The sequence below is a fragment of the Streptomyces sp. NPDC052012 genome (assembly GCF_040689265.1).
GTDB lineage: Bacteria > Actinomycetota > Actinomycetes > Streptomycetales > Streptomycetaceae > Streptomyces.
The window spans coordinates 375846-385044 of the sequence record NZ_JBFAXA010000001.1; the positions used below are offsets into that span (position 1 = coordinate 375846).

Annotated in this window: 8 protein-coding genes; 5 read left to right on the plus strand and 3 right to left on the minus strand. The window is 72.1% G+C overall.

Annotation, left to right across the window (positions count from 1 at the left end; translation table 11 throughout):
• Positions 1–74: 74 nt before the first annotated feature.
• Positions 75–1103 (minus strand): MBL fold metallo-hydrolase, encoded by a 1029-nt coding sequence (locus tag AB0412_RS01690; protein ID WP_366400429.1) that lies wholly within the window; start codon positions 1101–1103, stop codon positions 75–77.
• Positions 1104–1289: 186 nt separating this feature from the next.
• Here AB0412_RS01690 and AB0412_RS01695 point away from each other — a divergent pair, with 186 nt between their 5' ends.
• On the plus strand, positions 1290–2747 hold the full coding sequence (locus AB0412_RS01695; protein ID WP_366400430.1) for an aldehyde dehydrogenase: 1458 nt from the start codon (positions 1290–1292) through the stop codon (positions 2745–2747).
• Between the two features lie 2 nt (positions 2748–2749).
• Positions 2750–3022, plus strand: coding sequence for a ferredoxin (locus AB0412_RS01700; protein ID WP_366400431.1), 273 nt, complete (start codon positions 2750–2752; stop codon positions 3020–3022).
• 63 nt (positions 3023–3085) lie between these two features.
• On the opposite strand, the gene AB0412_RS01705 is transcribed toward AB0412_RS01700, so the two are convergent.
• Together AB0412_RS01705 and AB0412_RS01710 are read right to left on the minus strand one after the other, a co-directional pair.
• Complete coding sequence (locus tag AB0412_RS01705; RefSeq protein ID WP_366400432.1) at positions 3086–4450, minus strand: endo-1,4-beta-xylanase; 1365 nt, start codon at positions 4448–4450, stop codon at positions 3086–3088.
• 141 nt (positions 4451–4591) lie between these two features.
• Positions 4592–5212 carry a TetR family transcriptional regulator gene (locus tag AB0412_RS01710; RefSeq protein WP_366400433.1) on the minus strand — a complete coding sequence of 207 codons (621 nt, stop codon included), beginning with the start codon at positions 5210–5212 and terminating at the stop codon, positions 4592–4594.
• A 305-nt stretch (positions 5213–5517) separates the two neighbouring features.
• Between AB0412_RS01710 and AB0412_RS01715 the strand changes: the two genes are divergently transcribed.
• From AB0412_RS01715 to AB0412_RS01725, 3 genes are read left to right on the plus strand one after another with little or no spacing between them, the layout of a single operon-like run.
• Positions 5518–6918, plus strand: a complete 1401-nt coding sequence (locus AB0412_RS01715) for a glycosyltransferase family 4 protein (protein WP_366400434.1) — start codon at positions 5518–5520, stop codon at positions 6916–6918.
• The gene (locus AB0412_RS01720) at positions 6912–7646 is read left to right on the plus strand and encodes a class I SAM-dependent methyltransferase (RefSeq protein WP_366400435.1); all 735 of its coding nucleotides are present in this window, start codon (positions 6912–6914) and stop codon (positions 7644–7646) included. The genes AB0412_RS01715 and AB0412_RS01720 overlap by 7 nt, the downstream gene beginning before the upstream one ends.
• Positions 7643–8722 carry a prenyltransferase gene (locus tag AB0412_RS01725; protein ID WP_366400436.1) on the plus strand — a complete coding sequence of 360 codons (1080 nt, stop codon included), beginning with the start codon at positions 7643–7645 and terminating at the stop codon, positions 8720–8722. Before AB0412_RS01720 ends, AB0412_RS01725 begins: the two co-directional genes overlap by 4 nt.
• The last annotated feature ends 477 nt before the right edge of the window (positions 8723–9199 follow it).

A 9199-nucleotide genomic window follows, 5' to 3' on the forward strand; every position in this document is an offset into this window, starting at 1 on the left:
TGACGACGCCGCCACTTTACCCGCACGTAGGGAGACGGCCGGGTGGGGTGCCTCACCCTCGGCCCTCGCCGGGGTCACACCGCCACGTACGTCACCGGATCGCTGCCCGGCACCGCCTCCGCCTGCCCCAGCTTGACCAGGCGCCGCAGGTGGGACTCGGCCTCCGAGACGGCGATGGTGCGGGAGGAAGGGGGGATCTGCGGCCAGGGGCGGTTCCACGTCATGCGTTCCGCCAGTTGCCAGGGGGTGAGCGGGGTGGTGAGGAGGGCCAGCAGGCCGGCGAGGCGGGCGGCGTGGTGGGCGAGGAGACCGGCGACTCGGGCGGGGGCGTCGGTGAAGGGATGCTGGTGGGCGGGGAGGATCTCGGCGGGGGAGAGGCGGGCGACGCGTTCGAGGGAGTCGAGGTAGTCGCCGAGGGGGTCGGTGGGGGTGGCGTCGTCGGGGTCCTCGTAGAGGCCGATGTGCGGGGTGATGCCGGGGAGCAGGTGGTCGCCGGAGAACAGGCGGCCGCTGCCCGGGAGACCGCCCGGGTGTTCCTCGTCCAGGTGCAGGCAGACGTGGCCGGGGGTGTGGCCCGGGGTCCAGACGGCGCGCAGGCGGCGGCCCGGCAGATCGAGGAGTTCGCCGGGGACGATCTCGCGGTCGGGGAGGGCGGGGGCGAGGCCGGGGAGGGTGCGGCGGCCGGTGGCCGTGCGCAGGGGGGCCACGTGGGTCTCGGGCGCGCCGGCGGCGGTGAGTCTGTCGGCCATGTAGGAGAACCAGCGCTCGGGCGGGGCCTCGCGGGTGCGGCGGACGACGGCGGTGTCCGCCGGGTGCATCGCGATCCAGGCACCGGATGCCTCGCGGACCTTCCCGGACAGACCGTGGTGGTCGGGGTGGTGGTGGGTGACGACCACGCCGTGGATCTCGGTGACCGAGGTGCCGCAGGCGGTCAGGCCCTCGGTCAGGGTGGTCCAGGCGGCCGGGTCGTCCCAGCCGGTGTCGATCAGGACGGGCCCCGCGTCGGTGTCGAGGACGTGGACCAGCGTGTGGCCGAGCGGGTTGTCCGGGATGGGCACCCGGAGCGAACGGACGCCGCCGCCGTGGTCGTACGCCTGCGCCATGGGTACCCCCGTCGTCGCCGGGTTCCGGCCAGGCCACTATAACTAGAACGCGTTTCGACGGTAGCCCCGGACGACTTTCCCCAGCCCTCGCCGCTCCCCGCCCGTGGACTGTGGTGACCGGAACTGGTATCAGTGCCAGTATCTGATGATGCGTCAGAGACGCGGCTCCCGGGGAGGCGGTCGGCCATGACCGAGCTCGTGGAACACGGACAGCTGTTCATCGGCGGGGAGTTGACCGATCCCCTGGGCCGCGAGGTCATCGAGGTGATCTCCCCGCACACCGAGGAGGTCATCGGGCGGGTGCCGCACGCGTCGGCCGCGGATGTGGACCGGGCGGTGGCGGCGGCACGGCGGGCCTTCGACGAAGGGCCCTGGCCGCGGACGAGCCTCGCCGAGCGGATCGAGGTCGTCGGCCGGATCAAGGACGGCATCGCCGCCCGGCACGACGAGATCGCGCGGCTGATCTCGTCCGAGAACGGATCGCCGTACTCCTGGAGCGTGCTCGCGCAGGCGCTCGGCGCGGTGATGGTGTGGGACGCGGCGATCACGGTCGCGCGGGGCTTCGCGCACGAGGAGACGCGGGACGGTGTGCTGGGCCGGATCCTGGTGCGGCGGGAGCCCGTCGGGGTCGTCGCCGCCGTCGTGCCCTGGAACGTCCCGCAGTTCGTGGCCGCCGCGAAGCTCGCGCCCGCGCTGCTCACCGGCTGCACGGTGGTGCTCAAGCCGTCGCCCGAGGCGCCCCTGGACGCCTATCTGCTGGGGGAGATCGCAACGGAGGCCGGGCTGCCCGAGGGCGTGCTGTCGATCCTGCCCGCCGACCGGGAGGTCAGCGAGTATCTGGTCGGGCACCCCGGCGTCGACAAGGTGGCGTTCACCGGTTCGGTCGCGGCGGGCCGGCGCGTGATGGAGGTGGCCGCGCGGAACCTGACCCGGGTGACGCTGGAGCTGGGCGGCAAGTCGGCCGCCGTGGTGCTGCCGGACGCGGAGGTGGAGGCGACGGTCGCCGGGATCGTGCCGGCGGCCTGGATGAACAACGGGCAGGCGTGCGTGGCCCAGACCCGCATCCTGCTGCCCCGGTCCCGCTACGACGAGTTCGCCGACGCCCTCGCGGCCGCCGCGAGCGCGCTGGTCGTCGGCGACCCGCTGGACCCGGCCACGCAGGTGGGCCCGCTGGTGGCCGAGCGGCAGCGGCGGCGCAGCCTCGACTACGTCCGCATCGGCCAGGAGGAGGGCGCCAAGATCCTCACGGGGGGCGGACGCCCGGCCGGCCTGGACCACGGCTGGTACGTGGAGCCGACCCTCTTCGGCGACGTCGACAACAGCATGCGCATCGCCCGCGAGGAGATCTTCGGCCCGGTGATCTGCCTGCTCCCCTACGACGACGAGCCCGACGCGCTGAAGATCGCCAACGACTCGGACTACGGCCTGAGCGGCAGCGTCTGGACGGCCGACACCGAGCACGGCATCGAGATCGCCCGCCAGGTCCGCACCGGCACCTATTCGGTCAACACCTTCAGCCTCGACATGCTCGGCCCGTTCGGCGGCTACAAGAACTCCGGAATCGGCCGGGAGTTCGGCCCCGAGGGCTATGGCGAGTACCTGGAGCACAAGATGATCCATCTGCCGCCGGGAGGGGAGGGCTGAGGATGGGCGCGTCTCCCGCGCGGGCGAATCCGGGCGCCGGGACGGGCGACCGCTGGCACGTGCAGGTCGACCGGGCCGTGTGCATCGGCTCCGCCACCTGCGTCCACCACGCCCCGCGCGCCTTCCGCCTCGACCCCGCCCGCCAGTCCCGTCCCACCGCCGACCGGACCGACGCCGACGAACACATCCTCACCGCGGCCGAGAACTGCCCCGTCGAGGCCATCGTCATCACCCTGCTGGACAGCGGGGAGCCGGTGTTCCCGCCCGAGGAGTAGTGCGGCGGGCGAGGGCCGGCCCGCACCCGTCGGCGGGGGTGCGGGCCGGCCGGGGGTGGGTGGTCAGGAGGCGGTGCAGGCGCTCAGCTGCGGGGGTGTGCTGGTGCCGTTGCGCTGGGCCGTGAAGCCGAACGTCGTCGAAGTGCCGGGCTGCAGGGTGCCGTTGTGGGTGGAGCGGACCGTCATGACGTTCCCGGAGGTGTCCCAGCCTGCCGCGCCGTTCCAGACGGCGACGACCTTCTGCGGAGGTGTCATGGTGACGTTCACGCTCCAGGCACTGATCGGTGAACTGCCCGCCGTGATGGTGACCTTGCCGTTGTAGCCGCTGCCCCAGTCCTCCGCCGTGGTGTAGGTGGCGGTGCAGGTCGCGCCCGGGTTGCCGGGGCCGCCGGGGTCGGTGGAGCCGCCGAGTGCGCTCAGTACGGCGTGGTAGGCGGGCTTCTTGTTGTAGTTGTCGTCGAACAGCAGGGGCGTTCCGCTCGCCCGCCACGAGTACTTGTCCGGGATGCCCCACACCGTGATGCCGGTGCAGCGCGTCACCGCGAGACAGGCCCGCACGACATTGCCGTAGTTCGTCGCCTGGGCCGTGCCCGAGCCCTCGATGTCCAGCTCGGTGATCTGCACCTCGACGCCGAGGTCGGCGAAGCGCTGGAGGTTGGCCCGGTAGTCGGAGGGGACCGGGGAGGCGCTGTTGAAGTGGGACTGGAAGCCCACGCAGTCGATCGGCACGCCCCGCGCCTTGAAGTCCCGGACCATGGCGTAGACGGCATTGCTCTTCGCGTTGACGCCGTCGGTGTTGTAGTCGTTGTAGCAGAGCTTGGCGTCGGGGTCGGCCGCGCGGGCCGTGCGGAACGCCTCCTCGATGAAGCCGTCGCCGAGCTTGTCCTGGAAGGGCGAGCTGCGCCGGGCGCCGCTGCCGCCGTCCTGGAACGCCTCGTTGACCACGTCCCAGGAGTGGATCTTGCCCTTGTAGTGGGTCATGACCTGGGTGATGTGGTGGTTCATCGCCGAGCGGAGTTCCGTGGCGCCGAGGCCCGCGACCCAGCCGGGCAGCTGGGAGTGCCAGACCAGGGTGTGGCCGCGGACCTTCATGCCGCGGCCGAGGGCGTGGTTCACGATCTGGTCGGCCGCGCCGAAGGTGAACGAGTCGCGGGTGCGCTCCACCGCGTCCCACTTCATCTCGTTCTCCGGGGTCACCGAATTGAACTCGGTGTTCAGTGTGGCGGCGTACTGTGCCTCGCCGAGGTGGCTGGCGGCGACCGCGGCGCCGAAGTAGCGGCCCTTCTCGGCCGCCGCCGCGCCCAGGGTGTCGGCCGCGTGGGCCGGGGTCTGGGGGAGGGCGGCGAGGGCGGTGAGGGTGAGCAGGGCGGTGGCGGCGGCGCTCAGGGCGGCCCGTAAGGGTCTGACGGGTAGAGACCTGGAGATCATGTGCATGTCACCTTCTCTCGAAAGTTTCGCTCATGTTTCCGAATGGGTGCACCGACGATACGAAGGGCCGCAGGGGTGGTCAACCGTCCGTGCATGGAGGCATGGAACGGCTTCAGCCAGATTCGGTGGGCGAAACTTTCGCTAGTGACGGGGGTCCGTCAGGTCGATCAACCGGCACACCGTCTCGATGTCGATCCTGACCTGGGCGATGGAGGCGCGCCCCGAGAGCCAGGTGATCAGCGCCGAGTGCCAGGTGTGCTCGATGACGCGGACCGCGGAGAGCTGGTCCGGGGTGGGATCCTCCAGGCCCATCGCGTCCAGGATGATCGCCGTGGTCTGACGCGAGACCTGGTCGACCTCCGGGCTCACGCTGCGGTCGGCGAAGGTCAGCGCGCGCACCATGGCATCGGCCAGATGCGGCTCGCGCTGCAGCGCGCGGAACGCCCGCATCAGGGTCTCCGCGACCCGCTCGGCCGCGGTCTCACCGGCCGGCGGCTTCTTCCGCAGCGTGCCGTGCATGTGCTCCAGCTGGTCCTGCATCGTCGCCACCAGCAGGTGGATCTTGGACGGGAAGTAGCGGTACAGGGTCCCCAGTGCCACCTGGGAGGACTCCGCGACCTCCCGCATCTGCACCGCGTCGAACCCGCCCCGGCTGGCCAGCTGGGCGGTCGCGTGCAGGATGCGGCGCCGGCGCGCCTCCTGCCGCTCGGTGAGCGGCGAGGCCGGAGAGGTCCGTGTGGTGCCGGCTTCGGTCTTTGCCACCTTGTTCCCCTTGCCTGCCCTGCTCGTCCCGCCTGCCTTGCCTGCCTTGCCCGTCCCGCCTGCTGTGCCCGTCTTGCCCCTGCCGGTCCGCGCGGGTGCGGGCCCGCTTCGTGACCGTCGGTGAGGGCGAGTGATCAGACAGCATGGCACGCCGTCCGCCGTGGCGTGAATCACCTGATCCACTGCTCACAGCACCCCTACCTGCCGGTAGATTCGAGGTCTCCGAACGATCAACTCTGAAACTTGTTCTAGATTAGCGTCCCGTCGTAGTCTCGCGGGACAGTGCAGGGAGAAGGGGGCCCAGGGTGACCGCTGAGGCCAGTCAGGCCGGGCCCTTCGAGGGCCGTGCCGCCGACGGCTTGCGACCGCTGCGCATCGCACTCCTCACCTACAAGGGAAACCCGTTCTGCGGCGGGCAGGGCGTCTACGTACGCCATCTCTCCCGTGAACTCGCCCGCCTCGGACACCGCGTCGAGGTCATCGGCGCCCAGCCCTACCCCGTCCTCGACGAGGGCTACGACGGTCTGAGCCTCACCGAGCTGCCCAGCCTCGACCTCTACCGCCAGCCGGACCCCTTCCGCACCCCGAAGCGCGGCGAGTACCGCGACTGGATCGACGCACTCGAGGTCGGCACGATGTGGACCGGCGGCTTCCCCGAGCCGCTCACCTTCTCGCTGCGCGCCCGCCGCCATCTGCGCGCCCGCCGCGGCGACTTCGACGTCGTCCACGACAACCAGACCCTCGGCTACGGTCTGCTCGGCGACATCGGCGCGCCCCTGGTGACCACCATCCACCACCCCATCACCGTCGACCGGCAGCTGGAGCTGGACGCCGCCCAGACCTGGCAGCGGCGGTACTCCGTGCGCCGCTGGTACGCCTTCACCCGGATGCAGAAGCGCGTCGCCCGCCGGCTGCCGTCCGTGCTCACCGTCTCCGGCACCTCCCGCCAGGAGATCGTCGATCACCTCGGCGTACGCCAGGACCGGATCCACGTCGTCCACATCGGCGCCGACACCGACCTGTTCTCGCCGGACGCGTCCGTGCCGGTCGTGCCGGGCCGGATCGTCACGACGTCCAGCGCGGACGTGCCGCTCAAGGGGCTGGTGTTCCTCGTCGAGGCGCTGGCGAAGGTGCGCGTCGAGCACCCCGGCGCCCACCTCGTCGTCGTCGGCAAGCGGCCCGCCGAGGGGCCCGTCGCGCAGGCGATCGAGCGGTACGGGCTGGAGGGCGCCGTCGAGTTCGTCAAGGGCATCTCCGACGCCGAACTGGTCGACCTCGTGCGCTCGGCACAGGTCGCCTGCGTGCCGTCGCTGTACGAGGGCTTCTCGCTGCCCGCCGCCGAGGCCATGGCCACGGGCACGCCGCTGCTCGCCACGACCGGCGGTGCGATCCCGGAGGTCGCCGGACGCGACGGCGAGACCTGCCTGGCCGTACCGCCCGGTGACGCGGGAGCGCTGGCCGCCGGGCTGAACCGGCTGCTGGGCGACGCCGAGTTGAGACGGCGACTGGGCGCGGCGGGCCGTGAGCGGGTGCTACGGCACTTCACGTGGGCGCGTGCCGCGGAGGGCACGGTGGCCCGCTACCGCGAGGCGATCGCCGGCCTGCCTCCCGGCCGCTCCGTGGCCCCGGCCACGGCTCCCACCCGGACGACCACCCCCGTGGAAGTGACCGCCTCTTCTCACCCCGAAAGCAGGGCCACGTGCTGACCGTCGACTTCTCCCGGTTCCCGCTCGCCCCCGGCGACCGTGTCCTGGACCTCGGTTGCGGAGCCGGCCGGCACGCGTTCGAGTGCTACCGGCGCGGTGCGCGCGTCGTGGCGCTGGACCAGAACGCGGACGAGATCCGCGAGGTCGCCAAGTGGTTCGCGGCGATGAAGGAGGCCGGCGAGGCGCCGGAGGGTGCCAGCGCCACCGCCATGGAGGGCGACGCGCTCGCGCTGCCCTTCCCCGACGAGTCCTTCGACGTCGTGATCATCTCCGAGGTGATGGAGCACATCCCGGACGACAAGGGCGTCCTCGCCGAGATGGTCCGCGTCCTCAAGCCGGGCGGCCGGATCGCCGTCACCGTGCCCCGCTACGGCCCCGAGAAGGTGTGCTGGGCGCTGTCCGACGCCTACCACGAGGTCGAGGGCGGCCACATCCGCATCTACAAGGCGGACGAACTGCTGGCGAAGATCCGTGAGGCAGGGCTGAAGCCGTACGGCACGCATCACGCGCACGCGCTGCACTCGCCGTACTGGTGGCTGAAGTGCGCGTTCGGCGTGGACAACGACAAGGCGCTGCCGGTGCGGGCGTACCACAAGCTGCTGGTCTGGGACATCATGAAGAAGCCGCTGGCCACCCGGGTCGCCGAGCAGGCGCTGAACCCGCTCATCGGCAAGAGCTTCGTGGCGTACGCGACCAAGCCGCACCTGCCCCCGGTGGACGCCGCGTGACCACTCCCCGCACGGAACACCTGGTCCTGCCCGGGGTGCTGACCGCCGGGCAGGCCGCCGCGACCGTGCGCGGCATCCTCGGGGTACAGCGGGCGGACGGCGCGATCCCGTGGTTCCGGGGTCACCATCTCGACCCCTGGGACCATGTCGAGGCCGCGATGGCGCTGGACGCGGCCGGTGAGCACGAGGCCGCCGAGCGGGCATACCTGTGGCTGGCCCGGCACCAGCAGCCCGACGGCTCCTGGTTCGCGGCCTACGCCGACGGCGACCCGTGCGACGTCACCGACCGGGGCCGGGAGACCAACTTCGTCGCGTACATCGCCGTGGGGGTGTGGCACCACTACCTCTCCACCGGCGACGACACGTTCCTGGACCGCATGTGGCCCGCCGTGTTCGCGGCGGTGGAGTTCGTCCTGCGGCTCCAGCAGCCCGGCGGGCAGATCGGCTGGCGGCGCGACGACGACGGCACGGCCACGGCGGACGCGCTGCTCACCGGCTCCTCCTCCATCCACCACGCGCTGCGCTGCGCGCTCGCCATCGCCGAGCAGCGCGAGGAGCCGCAGCCGGACTGGGAGTTGGCGGCGGGCGCGCTGCGGCACGCGATACGGCACCACCCGGAGCGGTTCCTGGACAAGGACCGCTACTCCATGGACTGGTACTACCCGGTGCTGGGCGGCGCGCTGACCGGTGCGGAGGCCAAGGCACGCATCGAGGAGGGCTGGGACCGCTTCGTCGTCCCCGGCCTCGGCGTGCGCTGCGTGGTCCCCAACCCGTGGGTGACCGGCGGCGAGTCGGCCGAACTCGCCCTGGCCCTGTGGGCGATGGGCGAGTCCGACCGCGCGCTGGACATACTCCAGTCGATCCAGCACCTACGGGACCCGGAGACCGGCCTGTACTGGACGGGCTACGTCTTCGAGGACGACGCCATCTGGCCGCGAGAGCTGACGACATGGACCGCGGGCTCCCTGCTCCTCGCGGTCGCGGCCCTCGGCGGCCACGAGGCCACGTGCGCGGTCTTCGGCGGCGACCACCTGCCGCGGGGCCTGGACCCGGACTGCTGCACCGAGACCACCTGAGCCCGCGGGGCTCAGTGGCGGCGCCCCAGACCCCCGGGTCGCGCGACCTGCGACCACGCGCGTCCACGCCTCGTCGAAGGTGCTGTGTTCGCTGGGGGGGTGCCCCCGGACCCCCGGGTCACGAGACCAGTCGGCATCGGGGGCTCTGGAGCGGGTTTCCGCCTCGTCCGGGAGTCCGCGGAGCGGGTCAGTGGCGGCGGAGGCGGTTGGCGATGGCGTGGCCGATGAAGAGGTAGACGATGGCTGCCAGGCCGTAGCCGGCGACCACGCGCGCCCACGCCTCGTCGAAGGTGCTGTGTTCGCTGGGGGGTACCCCCAGACCCCCGGGTCACGGGACCAGCTGGTAGGTGGCGCGGGGCCCCGGGGGCTGCCGCCTGGGTTGGGGAGTCCGCGGAGCGGGTCAGTGGCGGCGGAGGCGGTTGGCGATGGCGTGGCCGATGAAGAGGTAGACGATGGCTGCCAGGCCGTAGCCGGCGA

Coding starts and splice junctions, on each gene's coding strand:
- AB0412_RS01690 (WP_366400429.1), bottom strand. CDS start 1,103: ATGGCGCAGGCGTACGACCACGGCGGCGGCGTCCGTTCGCTCCGGGTG.
- AB0412_RS01695 (WP_366400430.1), top strand. CDS start 1,290: ATGACCGAGCTCGTGGAACACGGACAGCTGTTCATCGGCGGGGAGTTG.
- AB0412_RS01700 (WP_366400431.1), top strand. CDS start 2,750: ATGGGCGCGTCTCCCGCGCGGGCGAATCCGGGCGCCGGGACGGGCGAC.
- AB0412_RS01705 (WP_366400432.1), bottom strand. CDS start 4,450: ATGATCTCCAGGTCTCTACCCGTCAGACCCTTACGGGCCGCCCTGAGC.